Genomic DNA, 16,469 nt, shown 5'->3' with positions numbered 1-16,469 from the left:
TCGGGCTGTCGCTTGCCCAGTGGTTCTCTCCTCGGTGCAGGGCGGCGCGCGGGGCACGGCCGCCCATGTCTTATGGGTCTGCCTTATGGGTCTGTCTTGTGCTCTTGTACGAAGGCGGAAGTCCGCACCGGCCAGGCCCGGCGCTCTCGGTGACGAGGCACCCCACCTGCGGCCGACGCAACCGGACGCCAGGGTTCCGCCGGCGGTGGCCGGGGGGCGTCCGCCCGGGCCGGAGCCCGGAACGCGTGTGCGTTTGTGCGGATGATCCTGCTGCCCAGGGTACGCGGCTGCCCTACGGCAGCGGCTCCCGCTCCTTGGAGCGGGGCGCTCCCCCGGCCTCCGGCCGGGGAGACCCCCACAGGGCACGCCGTATCTCTGCCCGCGTCGCGCGCGCCGATGCACGCGCAGCGCGCAGCGCTTCCCGCACCGGCCGTGCGGCGGCTCGCAGGGCGCGGCCCACCGCACGCGCGGCCTGGCCGAGCGGAATCCACACCCAGTCACGCAGCAGCCTGCCGACCGGCGTGACCACATACCGCCACACGCCCACGAAGGGGGCGATCAGCAGGACGTACAACACTCGTCCGAGGAACCGGAAGAGCGTCACCGTCACCCGTCCGGTCACCCGCCAGGCGACGGCCACGGCGTCCGCGAGCTCCCGTACGGCCAGCACGAGGCCGCGTGCCACGGGGGAGAGCACCCAGCGGTGGAGGGCGAGCGCGGGCACCACGAGCAGATACCGCCCCAGCCACACCAGTCCGGCGCCGACCGCCCGTCCCACCGGGGCCAGCACATACCGCCACAGCAGCACCGAGGGCAGCAGCACCAGGTGCCGGCCCAGCCAGGACAGCGCGCTGCCCAGGCCACGGAGCAGGACCAGCACCGCATGGCCGAGCGGGGTGAGGAGCGTGGCGTACACCCACACCAGCGGCACGACCACCAGGACCCGGACGGCAAAGGTGACGGCGACAGCGAGACCGCGGCCCACCGGCGCCACCACGTACCGCCACAGGGCGACCCACGGCCAGACGAGAAGAGCCCTGGCCGTCCAGGTCAGCACCAGCCCGATGCCGCGGAACAGCGGGGCGAGGACGGCGCGCCACAGCCGGCTCGCCGGGGCCGCCACCAGCGTGCGCCACAGCCACGCCAGCCCGCGTCCCACCGGGAGCAGCACCCCGCGCCGGACCGCACGCCCCGCCAGCACCAGCCCGTCCCACACCAGGCGGACGGGCAGCACCAGCACGACCATCACGACGCGCACCGGCAGCCTGACCGCTGCGATCAGACACCCTTCGGGTTCCTTGGTGCGCGCGGTGGCGCCGTGGCGTGGCTGGTATCCGTTCACGCTGGTGAGGACGGGGGCAGCCACGTCACCGGTTCGGCGGCCGGTGTGCGGATCCGGTGACGGGCCTGACCGAAGAGGGCTACTTGTTGACCACGCTCAGCGGCAGCAGCTTCTTGCCGGTGGGGCCGATCTGGATCTCGGTGTCCATCTGCGGGCACACGCCGCAGTCGAAGCACGGGTCCCAGCGGCAGTCGGGGACCTCGGTCTCGTCCAGGGCGTCCTGCCAGTCCTCCCAGAGCCAGTCCTTGTCGAGGCCCGAGTCGAGGTGGTCCCAGGGGAGCACCTCCTCGTAGGAGCGCTCGCGGGTGGTGTACCAGTCGACGTCCACGCCCGTGCCGTCCAGCGCCTCGGCGGCGGAGGACATCCACAGGTCGTAGGAGAAGTACTCGCGCCAGCCGTCGAACCGGCCGCCGCGCTCGTAGACCTCGCGGATCACCGCGCCGATCCTGCGGTCACCGCGCGAGAGCAGGCCCTCGACGATGCCGGGCTTGCCGTCGTGGTAGCGGAAGCCGATCGAGCGGCCGTACTTCTTGTCACCGCGGATCTTGTCCCGCAGCTTGCCAAGCCGGGCGTCCGTCTCCTCGGCAGAGAGCTGCGGCGCCCACTGGAAGGGGGTGTGCGGCTTGGGGACGAAGCCGCCGATGGAGACGGTGCAGCGGATGTCGTTGGACTTCGCGACCTCGCGGCCCTTGGCGATCACGCGGGTGGCCATGTCCGCGATCTGCAGCACGTCGTCGTCGGTCTCGGTGGGCAGCCCGCACATGAAGTACAGCTTCACCTGGCGCCAGCCGTTGCCGTAGGCGGTGGCGACGGTGCGGATCAGGTCCTCCTCGGAGACCATCTTGTTGATGACCTTGCGGATGCGCTCGCTGCCGCCCTCGGGGGCGAAGGTCAGTCCGGAGCGGCGGCCGTTGCGGGTCAGCTCGTTGGCCAGGTCGATGTTGAAGGCGTCCACCCGGGTGGAGGGCAGGGAGAGGCCGACCTTGTCCTCCTCGTAGCGGTCGGCCAGGCCCTTGGCGATGTCGCCGATCTCGCTGTGGTCGGCGGAGGAGAGGGAGAGCAGGCCGACCTCCTCGAAGCCGGTGTTCTTCAGCCCCTTGTCGACCATGTCGCCGATCCCGGTGATGGAGCGCTCGCGCACCGGGCGGGTGATCATGCCCGCCTGGCAGAAGCGGCAGCCTCGGGTGCAGCCGCGGAAGATCTCCACGGACATCCGCTCGTGCACCGTCTCGGCAAGGGGGACCAGCGGCTGCTTGGGGTAGGGCCACTCGTCCAGGTCCATCACGGTGTGCTTGCTGACCCGCCACGGAACGCCGGAGCGGTTGGGCACCACGCGGGAGATCCGGCCGTCGGACAGGTACTCGACGTCGTAGAAGCGCGGCACGTAGACGCCGCCGGTCTTCGCCAGCCGCAGCAGCAGCTCGTCCCGGCCGCCGGGGCGGCCCTCGGCCTTCCAGGCCCTGATGATCTCGGTGACCTCGAGCACGGCCTGCTCGCCGTCCCCGATCACCGCGACGTCGAGGAAGTCCGCGATCGGCTCCGGGTTGAAGGCCGCGTGCCCGCCCGCCATCACGATCGGGTGGTCCTCGGTGCGGTCCTTCGCCTCCAGCGGGATACCGGCCAGATCGAGCGCGGTGAGCAGATTGGTGTAGCCGAGTTCGGTGGAGAAGGAGACGCCCAGCACGTCGAAGGCGCCGACCGGGCGGTGCGCGTCGACGGTGAACTGCGGGACGCGGTGCTCCCGCATCAGCTTCTCCAGGTCCGGCCAGACGCTGTAGGTGCGCTCGGCCAGCACGCCCTCGCGCTCGTTGAGCACCTCGTAGAGGATCATGACGCCCTGGTTGGGCAGACCGACCTCATAGGCGTCCGGGTACATCAGCGCCCAGCGGACATCGCACTCGTCCCAGTCCTTGACGGTGGAGTTGAGCTCGCCGCCCACGTACTGGATCGGCTTCTGGACGTGCGGGAGGAGGGCCTCTAGCTGGGGGAAGACCGACTCGACGGGCATCACGGGCGCGCTTTCGTACAAAGGGACAGGGCCAGTCGTCCAGCGTAACGGTTGGCCGCGTGAGCCCCGCCGGGCCGCCGGGCGCCGGGAGGCCCGTGCGGTCCCCGGCGCCCTGGCCCGGCCCGGCTCACGCGGCTATGGGGCGCTGGGTGCGGATCGACTGGAGCAGCCCGACCGCGATCCACACCGCGAACATCGAGGTGCCGCCGTACGAGACGAACGGCAGCGGCAGACCGGCCACCGGCATGATGCCGAGCGTCATCCCGATGTTCTCGAACGCCTGGAAGGCGAACCAGGCGATCACACCGGCCGCCACGATGGTGCTGTACAGCTCGGTCGACTCGCGGGCGATCCGGCAGGCGCGCCAGATCAGGATGCCGAGCAGCACGAGGATCAGCCCGCCGCCCACGAAGCCGAGTTCCTCGCCCGCGACCGTGAAGACGAAGTCGGTCTGCTGTTCGGGGACGAACTGGCCGGTCGTCTGGGTGCCCTCGAAGAGGCCCTTGCCGGTCAGACCGCCGGAGCCGATGGCGATACGCGCCTGGTTGGTGTTGTAGCCGACGCCCGCGGGGTCGAGCGCCGGGTTGGCGAAGGCCGCGAACCGGTTGATCTGGTACTCGTCCAGCAGCCCCAGCGTCCACACCAGCACCGCTCCCCCGGCGCCCGCCAGGCACAGCCCGATGACCCAGCGGTTGGAGGCGCCGGAGGCGAGCAGGACGGCGAGCACGATGATGACCAGCACCATCACCGAGCCGAGGTCGGGCATCAGCAGGATGACCGCGATCGGCAGCGCCGCGAGGCCGAGCGCGTGCAGGACGGTGCGGTGATCGGGGTGCTCCCGGTCACCGGCGTCGACCTTGGCCGCGAGCAGCATCGCCATACCGAGGATCACGGTGATCTTGATGAACTCGGCCGGCTGGACGGTGAAGCCCCCGCCGAGGTTCAGCCAGGCGCGGGACCCGTTGATGGTGGCGCCGAGCGGGGTGAGGACGCAGACGGCGAGCAGCACGGTGATGCCGTAGAGCACCGGTACGGCGCTGCGCAGTCTGCGGTGGCCGAGCCAGACGGTCCCTATCATCAGCGCGAACCCGATGCCCAGGCTGATGACGTGCCGCACCAGGAAGTACTGCGGATCGCCCTGGTTGAGCTCGGTGCGGTTGCGGGTGGCGGAGTAGACCAGGAGCGAGCCGATGATCGCGAGCGCGACACCGGACAGCAGGATGACCCAGTCCATCCGCCACACGATCGAGTCACGCGCGGTCAGCCGGTCCCAGGCCGAGCGCCGGCGGGGGCCGTAGCCGCCGAGTGCGAATGTCCGGCTGCTCATGGGCGCTGACCTCCGGCGAGCACCCGGGTGTCGCGGGCCTGCTGGGCCCCGTCCCGGCGGCGCTGCTGCCGCTCGCCCTCGTTGCGTACGGCCTCGGCCTCGCCGCGGGCCCTGGGGGTCTCGCCGGGGGGCGAGGCGGACGGGCCGCCTCCGGTGGGCGAAGCGGACGGGCTCGCGGACGGGCTCGCTGACGCGTCCCGACCCCGCCGCTTGTCGCGCTCGGCGACGATGGTGCCGTCCTTGGAGATCTTCGGCAGCTTGGCCTGCGGCTTGGGCAGCAGCGCTTTCTTCTTGTCGATGCCGCCGTCCTCGCCCACGCCGTACATGGCGTCGTAGATCTTGCGTACGGCCGGTCCCGAGGCGCCGGAGCCGGTGCCGCCCTGGGAGATGGTCATCACGATGGTGAAGTCGTCGGTGTAGGTGGCCAGCCAGGAGGTGGTCTGCTTGCCCGCGACCTCGGCCGTACCGGTCTTGGCCCGCATCTTGATCTTGTCCTGCGGCCAGCCGGCCTCGCCGAAGCGCCAGGCCGCCGTGCCGTGGGTGGCCACGCCCTGGAGGGCCTTGTCCATCTGCTTGAGGGTCTTCTTGCCGAGCGGCAGCTTGCCGTGCGACTGCGGCTTGACCTCCTTGACCGACTTGCCGTCCGCGCTGACGACGGCCTTGCCCAGAGTGGGGTCGTAGAGGGTGCCGCCGTTGCTGAGGGCCGCGTAGATGGTGGCCATCTGGATCGGGGTGACGAGGGTGTCGCCCTGGCCGATGGAGTAGTTCACGCTGTCACCGGCGCGCATCTTCATACCGGATACGCAGTTCTCCTTGGCGATCCGCTCGGCGTAGCTGGGCCGGCCCTTGGCGTTGTCAGCCTGCTTGCACCAGGCGTCCTTGTTGGCCTCCCAGTAGTTCTTCTTCCACTTGCGGTCCGGGACGCGGCCCTCGACCTCGTTGGGGATGTCGATCCCGGTCTTCTCACCGAGGCCGAACTGGTGCGCGGTCTTGTAGAACCAGTCCTTGGCGCCCTTCTTGGGCAGGTTCCCGCCGTCCTTCTTCCACTCCTTGTAGGCGAGCCGGTAGAAGACGGTGTCGCAGGAGACCTCCAGCGCGCGGCCCAGGTTGATGCTGCCGTGGCCCTCGGACTCGAAGTTCTTGAAGACCTGGCCGCCGATCTTGAAGCTCGGGGAGCAGTCGTACCGGCCGTTGAACGGATAGCCCGCGTTGACGGCGGCCGTGGTGGAGACGACCTTGAAGATGGAGCCCGGTGCCGCGAGCCCCTGGACGGCGCGGTTGAGCAGCGGGTAGTTGGACTTCTTGCCGGTGAGCTCGGCGTACTCCTTGCCGGAGATGCCGCCGACCCAGGCGTTGGGGTCGTACTCCGGGTTGGAGGCCATGGACACGACGCGCCCGGTCTTGTTCTCCATCACGACGACGGCGCCCGCGTCGGCCTTGTAGTTGCGGCCGGTGTTCTTGTCGAACTTCTTGCGCGCTTCCTTCATCGCCTTGTCGAGCTGCTTCTCGGCCACGGCCTGCACCCGCGCGTCGATCGAGGTGATCAGGCTGGAGCCGGGGCGGGCCTTGTCGCTCTCCGCCTCGCCCATCACCCGGCCGAGGTTGTCCACCTCGTAGCGGGTCACCCCGGAGGAGCCGCGCAGCACGCTGTCGTAGGAGCGCTCCAGCCCGTTGCGGCCCACCTCGTCGGAGGGCAGGAAGGGCGAGTCGGTGTCCTTGGCCTTCTCGATCTCCTCGTCGGTGACGGGCGAGAGGTAGCCGAGCGCCTGCGCCGTATTGGCCCCGTACGGCGCCGGGTAGCGGCGGACGGCCTCCGGCTCGGCCGTGATCCCGGGGAAGTCCTCGGAACGCTCCCTGATCTGCAGGGCCTGCTTGGGCTTGGCGTCGTCGGTGATCGGGATCGGCTGGTAGGGCGAGCCGTTCCAGCAGGGCTGCGAGGTGTCGGCGTCGCAGAGCCGGACCTTCTCCCTGACGGTCTTGGGCGACATTCCCAGGACCTTGGCGAGCCGTTCGAGAACGGCCTTGCCGTCGTCGTCCTGCTTCATCAGCTCGGTGCGGGAGGCGGAGACCACCAGCCGGGCCTCGTTGTCGGCGATGGGCACGCCCCGCGCGTCCAGGATGGAGCCGCGCGTCGCGGGCTGGACGACCTGCTGGACGTGGTTGCCCTTGGCCTGCTTCTGGTACTCGTCCCCGTTGCGGATCTGCAGATACCACAGCCGGCCGCCCAGGGTCAGCAGCAAGGAGAGCACCAGGATCTGGATGGCGACCAGCCGGATGGTCACCCGGGAGGAGCGGCCGGTCTCAGGAATGTTTGTCACAGCCGCTTGACCCCCTTGATCTTGCCTGCCTTGCCGCCGCCCAGGTTCACCGTGTTGTTGCGCGAGGTGCGCTTGCCGGCCTTCAGCCCCTTGGCGGTCTTGCCGCTCTTCCCGCTCTTGCCGAGGAGGGTGCTGCCGGACGAGGCGCTCAGCCCGGTGCCGGAGGTCAGCCAGCCGTAGGCGCGCATTCCCCCGTCCGCGCTGCCGCCGCCGGGCTCGGCGCCGATCGGGTCCTTCTCACCGCGCCGCGCCAACGACATGATCAGCGGGACGACGAACGGCGCCAGCAGCAGGTCGTAGACCGTGGCGGTGATCAGCAGCCCGCCGAGGCCGACCTGGCGGGCCACGGTGTCCCCGACCAGCGCGCCGACCCCCGCGTACAGCAGCGTGGAGCCGATGGCGGCGGAGGCGACCACCAGCATGGGCACGGTCGCCGAGCGGTGCTGGCCGGCCTCCGGCTTGGTCAGCCCGGCGGCGTAGCCGATCAGGCAGAGCACCAGCGCGTAGCGGCCCACGGCGTGGTCGGCGGGCGGCGCGATATCGGCCAGCAGACCGGCGGAGAAGCCGACGAGGGCCCCCGCCGTGTGGCCGTAGACCAGGGCCAGGCCCAGGACGACGAGCAGCAGCAGATCCGGTACGGCGCCGGGCAGTTGGAGTCTGGCCAGAACGGTGACCTGGAGCATGAGGGCGACGACCACGAGAGCGGCCGAGAGCAGCATCCGGTTGAGGTGCACGGGGATCAGCTCCTGGGCGAGGGCGTACCGCTGGGCGTCTTGGTCACGGTCACCGTGGGGGCGGGTTTGGGCTTCGGCGGTTTCCTGGTCTTGAGGACCTCGTCGCGCGGGTCCTTGCGGGGCGGCTTGACGACGACGCCGACCACATCCAGCCGGGTGAAGCCGACATAGGGCCGCACCCGGACCGTGCGGGTCAGATCGCCCTTGTTGCGGTTGACCTTGACGACCTCGCCGACGGGCACCCCTGGTACGAACGGCTTGTCCTTGCTGGAGCCGAAGGTGACCAGCCGGTCGCCCTTCTTCACCTTGGCCTTGCCGTTGAGCAGCTGCACGTTGAGCGCGTTGCCGCCGCGCCCGGTGGCGAAGCCCAGCTCGTTGCTCTTCTCCATCCGGGTGCCGACGGTGAAGTCGGGGTCGTTGGCGAGCAGCACGGTGGAGGTGGAGGGGCCGACCGTGGTGAGGCGGCCGACCAGCCCGTCACCGTTGAGTACGGTCATGTCGCGGCGCAGCCCGTCCTCGCGGCCGGCGTCGATGGTGACGGTCCAGGAGAAGCCCTGTGCGGCACCGATCGCGATGACCTGGGCGCCCTTGACGCCGTAGCCGCCCGCGCCCGCGGTCTTGAGGAGCTTGTCCAGCTCCCTGGCCCGGGAGCGGTTGCGGTCGCTGGAGCCGAGCTTCTGGCGCAGCGCCGCGTTCTCCTGCTCCAGGCGGCTGATCTTGTCGTGGCGGGCACCCGAGTCGCGGACGGCGGCGATGGCGTTGCCGACCGGATCGACCGCCGAGGCCATGCCGTTCTCTACCGGGCCCAGGACGGAGGCGGCCGAGCGCCGCGCCCCGTCGAGCGGAGACTGCTCGCCCCCTCTGAGATCCACCGTGATCAGTGCGAACGCGATGGCGATCAGCAGGACGAGCAGCAGCCGGCTTTCTCGTGTGTCCCTCACGTGCGGCGGCCGAGCCTTTCTCTGGGGCAGCCCCGCGTCCGCGGGGTGCATGGCGGCGGCCGCCACTGCGTTCGAACGACCCGCCGCGTGAACGGTCAGTTATGGCGAACAGGTGCGCCGCGCGCTCAACGGCGCGGCTGGGCGTCGAGCACCTGCTGGAGAGCCTCGAACTCCTCCACGCACTTGCCGGAGCCCAGCGCGACCGAGTCCAGCGGGTCCTCGGCGATGTGGATGGGCATGCCCGTCTCGCGGCGGAGCCGCTCGTCCAGGCCGCGCAGCAGGGCGCCGCCACCGGTGAGCACGATGCCGCGGTCCATCACATCGCCGGACAGCTCCGGCGGGCACTTGTCGAGGGTGGTCTTGACCGCGTCGACGATCGCGTTGACCGGCTCCTCGATGGCCCTGCGAACCTCGGCCGCGGAGATCACCACCGTCTTGGGCAGCCCGCTGACCAGGTCACGGCCGCGGATCTCGGTGTGCTCGTCCTTGTCGAGGTCGTGCGCCGAACCGATGGTGATCTTGATGCTCTCGGCGGTGCGCTCGCCGAGCAGGAGGCTGTACTCCTTCTTGATGTGCTGGATGATCGCGTTGTCGAGCTCGTCGCCCGCCACCCGGATCGACTGCGCGGTGACGATACCGCCCAGCGAGATCACGGCGACCTCGGTGGTGCCGCCACCGATGTCCACCACCATGTTGCCGGTGGCCTCGTGGACGGGCAGCCCGGAGCCGATCGCCGCGGCCATCGGCTCCTCGATGATGTGCACCTGGCGGGCGCCCGCCTGGGTGGACGCCTCGATGACGGCGCGGCGCTCGACCCCGGTGATTCCGGAGGGCACGCACACCACCACGCGGGGCCGGGCGAGATAGCGCCGCTTGTGGATCTTCAGAATGAAGTAGCGGAGCATCCGCTCGGTGATCTCGAAGTCGGCGATGACGCCGTCCTTCAAGGGCCGTACGGCCACGATGTTGCCAGGGGTGCGGCCGATCATCTTCTTCGCCTCGGCGCCGACCGCCAGGATTCCGCCTGTGTTGGTGTTGATCGCGACGACGGACGGCTCGTTGAGGACGATCCCGCGACCCCTGACGTACACCAGCGTGTTGGCGGTCCCGAGGTCGACAGCCATATCACGGCCGATGAACGACATGTTGGTTCCCATGGATGCGTCTGGCCTTCCAAGTGGGGCGATGTGGTGTGCGGCTACGGAAGGAGGTGGACTACCGCGCTGGCATGCTCAAAGCGCGAGGCTTCCATCGTAGACGCGCTTGCTCGAACACGTGGAGACGGTTCCTCCGCCATTGTCGGCGGAAGTCCGAACCGCCACCGTAATGGTGACGTCGTGTCGGAGCCGAGCCCCCGTCCAATCCGACTCCAGCCCGCTGGTCGCCGTAAAGGCAAGGTGCGGTTCAGGAAAAACCAGGGAAAAAGATCTTCATCTCGCGCTCGGCGGACTCCTCCGAGTCCGAGGCGTGAATCAGGTTCTCGCGCACAATGGTCCCGAAATCGCCGCGCACCGAGCCGGGAGGGGCCGCGATCGGGTCGGTCGGACCCGCCAGCGCACGGATGCCCTCGATCACCCGTTCGCCCTCGACGACCATGACGACGGACGGGCCCGAGACCATGAACTCCATCAGCGGCTCGTAGAAGGGACGGCCCTCGTGCTCCGCGTAGTGCTGCTCCAGCGTGGCGCGATCCAGAGTGCGCAGCTCCATGGCCGCGACGGACCAGCCCGCCTTGCGCTCGATACGGCCGATGATCTCGCCAACCAGGCCGCGGCGGACGGCGTCCGGCTTGAGGAGGACGAGGGTGCGCTGGCTCATGTGTGCGGCTCCTTGGCTGCAAGTCGTACGGTGAGCAGAGGCTACCTGCGGCCTGCGACCAGGGCGTAACCGGGGATCACTTTTCCGCCGCCGCGGGTTCGGCCGGACCCTCGGCCGCGGCAGCGAAGCGGGCCTTCGCCTCGTCGACCTTTCTGCCGAAGTGCACCGAGGCCCACCACAGCCCGGCGAAACAGGCACCCAGGAAGAACATCGCCGGGACCACGAAACCGCTCGCGATCAGGGCGATCTGGAGCGCCCAGCCGAACTGCACGCCGCCCGGACGGGTGATGAGCCCGCACAGCAGTACGCACAGCGCCATGGCGATGCCGCTGACCGTCCAGACGGTCGACGTCGAAAGGTCACTCGTTCGCATCGCGACCAATCCGGCGAAACCGATGACGAAGAACTCACCGATCAGCGTGGACGCGCACAGTGTTCGCATCTAACGCCTCCCTCCCAGCAGCAGCCGGGCCTCGCCCACCGTGATGACCGAACCGGTGACCAGCACGCCGGCCCCCGCGTACTCGCCCTCCTCCTCCGCGAGGGCGACCGCCTCCTCCAGCGCCGCGTCCAGCCGCGGTTCCACCTGCACCCGCTCCTCGCCGAACACCTCGACGGCGACGGAGGCCAGCTCGTCCACATCCATCGCGCGGTGGCTGGAGTTCCGGGTGACGACGACCTCGGCGAAGATCGGCTCGAACGCCTCCAGCAGCCCGCGCACGTCCTTGCCCCCGCTGGCCCCGACGACGCCGACGAGCCGGCTGAAGTCGAACGCCTCGCTGACGGCCTGCGCCGTGGCCTGCGCCCCGCCCGGGTTGTGCGCCGCGTCCAGCAGCACCGAAGGGCTGGTACGCACCAGCTCGAGCCGGCCCGGCGAGGAGACGGAGGCGAACGCCTGACGCACCACGTCGATGTCGAGGGTGCGGGCCTGCTGCTGGCCGATACCGAAGAACGCCTCGACGGCGGCCAGCGCCACACAGGCGTTGTGGGCCATATGGGCACCGTGCAGCGGCAGGAAGACGTCCGGGTACTCGCCGCCCAGCCCGCGCAGGGTGAGCTGCTGGCCGCCGACGGCCAGCTGCCGGTCGACGACGCCGAACTCCATGCCCTCACGGGCGACCGTGGCGTCCACCTCGACGGCCTTCTTCAGCACCACCGACGCGGCCTCCACCGGCTGCTGGGCGAGCACCACGGTGGCGTCGGGCTTGACAATGCCCGCCTTCTCCTTGGCGATCTGCTCGGGCGTGTCGCCGAGCCGGTCGGTGTGGTCGAGGGAGATGGGGGTGAGGACGGCGACGCCCGCGTCGATGACGTTGGTCGCGTCCCAGGTGCCGCCCATCCCGACCTCGACGACGGCCACATCCACCGGCGCGTCCGCGAACGCGGCGAACGCCATCCCGGTCAGCACCTCGAAGAAGGAGAGCCGGTACTCCTGCTGCGCGTCGACCATCTCCACGTACGGCTTGATGTCCTCGTACGTCTCGATGAAGCGCTCGGCGGAGACCGGCGCCCCGTCGATGCTGATGCGCTCGGTGACCGACTGCACGTGCGGCGAGCTGTAGCGCCCGGTGCGCAGCTCGAAGGCGCCCAGCAGGGCCTCGATCATGCGGGCCGTGGTCGTCTTGCCGTTGGTGCCGGTGATGTGGATGGACGGGTAGGAGCGCTGCGGCTCGCCCAGCACATCGACCAGCGCGGCGATGCGCTGCACGGAGGGGTCGAGCTTGGTCTCACCCCAGCGGGTGGCCAGCTCCTCCTCCACCGTGCGCAGCGCACGGTCCACCTCGGGGTCCTCGGGCCTGGCCGGGACCACTTCCGGCTGCGGAGGGCCGGCCTGGGCCCGCAGGGTGCGGCTGCCCGCCTCGATCACCGCCAGGTCGGGGTCGCGGTCGGTCTCCTCCCCGACGATCTCCTCGAAGGAGGAGGGCTGGGACGAGTCGGGCTCGGGTTCGTGCGGCTGGGGCGTGTCGCTCACGCGCCCCAGTCTACGGAAGACCCTCCGGCGGTCGGGCCGGCGACCACTCCCACCGCAACATCGGGACAGGGATCAGGGAAGCCGCTCCAGCTGCTGCGTCAGCCGGGCGATGTCGGCCTCCGCCGCGGCCTTGCGGCCGCGGATCTTCTCCACCACATGGTCGGGGGCCTTCGCCAGGAACGCCTCGTTGGTGAGCTTCGCCCCGGTCTGGGCCAACTCCTTCTCGGCCGCCGCCAGGTCCTTGGTGAGCCGCTTGCGCTCGGCCTCCACATCGATCGTGCCCGACAGGTCGAGGCTGACCGTGGCTCCGGCGACCGGCAGCGAGGCCGTGGCCTGGAAGTCGTCCCCGGCGCGCTGGAGCCGCAGCAGCTGCCGGATGGCGTCCTCGTGGGCGACCAGCGCGGTGCCCTCCAGCTCCAGCGTGGCCGGGACCTTCTGGCCGGGCTGGAGGCCCTGGTCGGCGCGGAAGCGGCGGACCTCGGTGACCGCCTGCTGGAGCGTGGCGATCTCGCGCTCGGCCGCGGCGTCCCGGAACCCGGAGTCCTGCGGCCAGGCCGCGACGACCACGGACTCGCCGCCGGTCAGCGTCGTCCACAGCGTCTCGGTGACGAACGGGACGACCGGGTGCAGCAGCCGCAGCGTCACGTCCAGCACCTCGCCCAGCACCCGGCGGGAGACCTCGGCGGGCCTGCCGCCCTTGGCGAAGGTGGTCTTGGACAGCTCGACGTACCAGTCGAAGACCTCGTCCCAGGCGAAGTGCCGCAGGGCGTCGGAGAGCTTGGCGAACTGGTAGTCGTCGTAGTAGCCGTCGACCTCGGCCACCACCTCGTTCAGCCGGGAGAGGATCCAGCGGTCGGTGGCCGCCATCTCGCTCGCGTCCGGCAGCGGCCCGGCGACCGTGGCGCCGTTGATCAGCGCGAAGCGGGTGGCGTTCCACAGCTTGTTGGCGAAGTTGCGGGACGCCTTGACCCAGTCCTCGCCGATCGGCACATCGGTGCCGGGGTTGGCGCCGGAGGCGAGGGTGAAGCGCAGTGCGTCGGAGCCGTAGGCGTCCATCCAGTCCAGCGGGTCGACGACGTTGCCGAAGGACTTGGACATCTTCTTGCCGTGCTCGTCGCGGACGAGGCCGGTCAGCGCGATGGTGTGGAAGGGCGGCTCCTCCATCACGTACATCCCGAACATCATCATCCGGGCGACCCAGAAGAAGATGATGTCGTAGCCGGTGACCAGGACGTCGGTGGCGTAGAAGTTCTCCAGGTCCGGGGTCTGGTCCGGCCAGCCGAGCGTGGAGAAGGGCCACAGACCCGAGGAGAACCAGGTGTCCAGGACGTCCGGGTCCTGGTGCCAGCCCTCGCCGGTGGGCGGCTCCTCGTCGGGGCCGACGCAGACGACCTCGCCGTCGGGGCCGTACCAGACGGGGATGCGGTGGCCCCACCACAGCTGGCGCGAGATCGTCCAGTCGTGCATGTTGTCGACCCACTCGAAGTACCGGGACGACATGTCGGCGGGGTGGATCCGGACCCGGCCGTCGCGCACCGCGTCACCCGCGGCCTTCGCCAGCGGGGCGACCTTGACCCACCACTGCATGGACAGCCGCGGCTCGATGGTCGTCTTGCAGCGGGAGCAGTGCCCGACGCTGTGCACGTAGGGACGCTTCTCCTCCAGCACCCGCCCCTGCTCGCGCAGCGCCGCGACGATGGCCGACCGGGCCTCGAAGCGGTCCAGGCCCTGGTAGGGGCCGTGCGCCGTGATCACGCCGCGCTCGTCCATCACCGTGAGCATGGGCAGCCCGTGCCGGCGGCCGATCTCGAAGTCGTTCGGGTCGTGGGCAGGGGTGACCTTGACCTGCCCGGTGCCGAACTCGGGGTCGACATGGCTGTCGGCGACGACGGGGATGGAGCGGTCGGTCAGCGGCAGCTTGATCAGCTTGCCGATCAGGTGCTGGTACCGCTCGTCGTCCGGGTGGACGGCGATGGCGGTGTCACCCAGCATCGTCTCGGCGCGGGTGGTGGCCACCACGACGGTGTCCTCGCCCTCGCCGTACTTGAGCTGGACCAGCTCGCCGTCGTCGTCCTGATACTCCACCTCGATGTCGGAGATGGCGGTCAGACAGCGCGGGCACCAGTTGATGATCCGCTCGGCGCGGTAGATCAGCCCGTCGTCGAACATCTTCTTGAAGACGGTCTGGACGGCGCGCGAGAGGCCCTCGTCCATGGTGAAGCGCTGGCGGGACCAGTCGACGCCGTCGCCCAGGCGCCGCATCTGGCCGAGGATCTTGCCGCCGTACTCCTCTTTCCACTGCCACACGCGGTCGACGAAGGCCGCACGGCCGAGGTCCTGCCGGGACTTGCCCTCCTCGCCGAGCTGCTGCTCGACCTTGTTCTGGGTGGCGATGCCCGCGTGGTCCATGCCAGGCAGCCACAGCGCCTCGTAGCCCTGCATCCGCTTGCGGCGGGTGAGGGCGTCCATGAGGGTGTGCTGGAAGGCGTGCCCGAGATGGAGAGATCCGGTGACGTTCGGGGGCGGGATGACGATCGTGTACGGCGGCTTGCCGCTCTTGGCGTCCGCCTCGAAGTAGCCCCGCTCCACCCAGCGCTCGTACAGCTTCCCCTCTACCTCGGCCGGCGCGTACTGGGTCGGCAGATCTGCGGGAATGGCGCTGTTCGGCCCGTTGACTTCCGGGCTCTGCTGAGTGTTGTCGGTCACGACCGCCAGTGTACGGGCGCCCATGTCCCGGTCTCGAATCGGTTTGTGGACCGGTGCACCACGCCCCGGCTCCATCCGTCACTATGAGCCTCAGCGCATTCGGCTACTTGTTCACGGAGGGAAAGCGCCGCTCATGAGTAACAACCAGCCCGGCCCTTATGGCGGGCAGCCAGGGCAGCCCGGGCCGTACGGCCAGCAGCCGGGCCCGTACGGGCAGCCCCCGCAGCAGGGCGGCGCCAACCCGTACGGCGGCGCCCCCGGCCAGCCCGGATACGGCTACCCCCAGCAGGGTGCCCCGCAGCAGCCCCCCGGCCCGCCGCCACAGGCCGGGCAACCCGGCTATGGCTACCCCGGGCAGCCGGGCATACCCGGCCAGCAGGGCCAGCCCGACCCCTACGGCCAACCCGGCCCCTACGGCCAGCCCGGCCCCTACGGCCAGCCGGGCCCGCCGATGCCGCCGCAGGGCGGAGGGGGCAAGGGCAAGACGATCGGCATCGTCGTCGGCGCCCTGGTGGTCGTCGGCGCCATCATCGGCGGCGTCCTGCTGTTCACCGGTGGCGACGACGACAACGGCAAGGGCGGCGGGGGCGGCGGCTCCTCGGTCGCGGACGACGGCAAGAAGTACAAGCTGATCACCCCGGCGACGGTGGCCACCGAGTTCGACAAGAAGCCCGGCTCGGAGAACAGCTCCTCCAACGGGTTCAGCGAGTCCGACAAGGAGAAGTTCGAGCAGTTCGGCGTCAAGGACCCGAAGAACGTCTCGGCCAGCTACGAGAGCGGCAGCGGCTTGAACGCCAAGAAGCTCAGCTTCGGTGGTGTCTACGGCGAGATCGAGAACCCCGAGGCAGTGGTCAACGCCGCACTGCTGATGGTGGCGAACGAGGCCGAGAAGGACCCGAACACCAGCGGAGGCGGCAAGGCCGAGCTGGACGGCAAGCCGCAGGAGGTCCACCCCAGCGGGCTGGGCGACGACGCGGTGATGAAGTGCCAGAACGTGAAGTACAGCGCACCGCCCGGAAGCAGCTCCAGCGTCGACAGCTTCACCATGCCGTTCTGCATGTGGGGCGACCACAGCACCGTCGGCTTCGTGGTGACCGCGTCGGCGGCCGACGCGCTCAGCGGCAAGGGGACCTCGGTCACCGAGGCCGGTGAGACCACCGCCAAGGTGCGCGACGACGTCCGCGTCCCGATCGAGTGACGCCCTCCGGCGCCCGGTGGACCTCCGCCGGGCGCGGGCACCGCCCTGCGCAGGGCATTTGGGAGCTTATCCGGACAACTCGCTGAGAATTTTTCACGATTGGGT

At 70.0% G+C, this 16,469-nt stretch carries 12 protein-coding genes; 1 reads left to right on the top strand and 11 read right to left on the bottom strand.

The features are described 5' to 3' along the window. Positions 1-292: 292 nt before the first annotated feature. The 11 genes from HC362_RS22320 to HC362_RS22270 form a co-directional block, all read right to left on the bottom strand. Positions 293-1,342 (bottom strand): hypothetical protein, encoded by a 1,050-nt coding sequence (locus HC362_RS22320; RefSeq protein WP_243085773.1) that lies wholly within the window; start codon positions 1,340-1,342, stop codon positions 293-295. Positions 1,343-1,421: 79 nt separating this feature from the next. After that, on the bottom strand, positions 1,422-3,350 hold the full coding sequence (locus HC362_RS22315) for a TIGR03960 family B12-binding radical SAM protein (RefSeq protein WP_243085772.1): 1,929 nt from the start codon (positions 3,348-3,350) through the stop codon (positions 1,422-1,424). 127 nt (positions 3,351-3,477) lie between these two features. Beyond that, a complete protein-coding gene (rodA, locus tag HC362_RS22310) occupies positions 3,478-4,677 on the bottom strand; it encodes a rod shape-determining protein RodA (protein WP_243085771.1) in 1,200 nt (399 codons plus the stop codon). Next, positions 4,674-6,995 carry a penicillin-binding protein 2 gene (mrdA, locus tag HC362_RS22305; protein ID WP_243085770.1) on the bottom strand — a complete coding sequence of 774 codons (2,322 nt, stop codon included), beginning with the start codon at positions 6,993-6,995 and terminating at the stop codon, positions 4,674-4,676. The genes rodA and mrdA overlap by 4 nt, the downstream gene beginning before the upstream one ends. Then, positions 6,992-7,729, bottom strand: a complete 738-nt coding sequence (gene mreD, locus HC362_RS22300; protein WP_243085769.1) for a rod shape-determining protein MreD — start codon at positions 7,727-7,729, stop codon at positions 6,992-6,994. The genes mrdA and mreD overlap by 4 nt, the downstream gene beginning before the upstream one ends. Before the next feature lie 5 nt (positions 7,730-7,734). Beyond that, positions 7,735-8,670 (bottom strand): rod shape-determining protein MreC, encoded by a 936-nt coding sequence (gene mreC, locus HC362_RS22295; protein WP_243085768.1) that lies wholly within the window; start codon positions 8,668-8,670, stop codon positions 7,735-7,737. Between the two features lie 125 nt (positions 8,671-8,795). After that, positions 8,796-9,815 (bottom strand): rod shape-determining protein, encoded by a 1,020-nt coding sequence (locus HC362_RS22290; protein ID WP_026004902.1) that lies wholly within the window; start codon positions 9,813-9,815, stop codon positions 8,796-8,798. A 259-nt stretch (positions 9,816-10,074) separates the two neighbouring features. After that, the gene (gene ndk / locus HC362_RS22285) at positions 10,075-10,488 is read right to left on the bottom strand and encodes a nucleoside-diphosphate kinase (protein ID WP_243085767.1); all 414 of its coding nucleotides are present in this window, start codon (positions 10,486-10,488) and stop codon (positions 10,075-10,077) included. Between the two features lie 76 nt (positions 10,489-10,564). Next, positions 10,565-10,930 carry a DUF4233 domain-containing protein gene (locus HC362_RS22280; RefSeq protein ID WP_243085766.1) on the bottom strand — a complete coding sequence of 122 codons (366 nt, stop codon included), beginning with the start codon at positions 10,928-10,930 and terminating at the stop codon, positions 10,565-10,567. Then, on the bottom strand, positions 10,931-12,460 hold the full coding sequence (locus HC362_RS22275; RefSeq protein WP_243085765.1) for a folylpolyglutamate synthase/dihydrofolate synthase family protein: 1,530 nt from the start codon (positions 12,458-12,460) through the stop codon (positions 10,931-10,933). A 72-nt stretch (positions 12,461-12,532) separates the two neighbouring features. Beyond that, on the bottom strand, positions 12,533-15,166 hold the full coding sequence (locus HC362_RS22270; protein WP_243085764.1) for a valine--tRNA ligase: 2,634 nt from the start codon (positions 15,164-15,166) through the stop codon (positions 12,533-12,535). A 133-nt stretch (positions 15,167-15,299) separates the two neighbouring features. Between HC362_RS22270 and HC362_RS22265 the strand changes: the two genes are divergently transcribed. After that, positions 15,300-16,364 (top strand): hypothetical protein, encoded by a 1,065-nt coding sequence (locus tag HC362_RS22265; protein WP_243085763.1) that lies wholly within the window; start codon positions 15,300-15,302, stop codon positions 16,362-16,364. The last annotated feature ends 105 nt before the right edge of the window (positions 16,365-16,469 follow it).

The organism is Streptomyces sp. 891-h (assembly GCF_022760275.1).
Classification (GTDB): domain Bacteria; phylum Actinomycetota; class Actinomycetes; order Streptomycetales; family Streptomycetaceae; genus Streptomyces; species Streptomyces spirodelae.
Note: the sequence above shows the minus strand (reverse complement) of the source record. Positions and strands in the feature narration are given on the sequence as shown.

Coding starts and splice junctions, on each gene's coding strand:
- HC362_RS22265 (WP_243085763.1), top strand. CDS start 15,300: ATGAGTAACAACCAGCCCGGCCCTTATGGCGGGCAGCCAGGGCAGCCC.
- HC362_RS22315 (WP_243085772.1), bottom strand. CDS start 3,350: ATGCCCGTCGAGTCGGTCTTCCCCCAGCTAGAGGCCCTCCTCCCGCAC.
- HC362_RS22290 (WP_026004902.1), bottom strand. CDS start 9,815: ATGTCGTTCATCGGCCGTGATATGGCTGTCGACCTCGGGACCGCCAAC.
- HC362_RS22280 (WP_243085766.1), bottom strand. CDS start 10,930: ATGCGAACACTGTGCGCGTCCACGCTGATCGGTGAGTTCTTCGTCATC.
- rodA (WP_243085771.1), bottom strand. CDS start 4,677: ATGAGCAGCCGGACATTCGCACTCGGCGGCTACGGCCCCCGCCGGCGC.
- ndk (WP_243085767.1), bottom strand. CDS start 10,488: ATGAGCCAGCGCACCCTCGTCCTCCTCAAGCCGGACGCCGTCCGCCGC.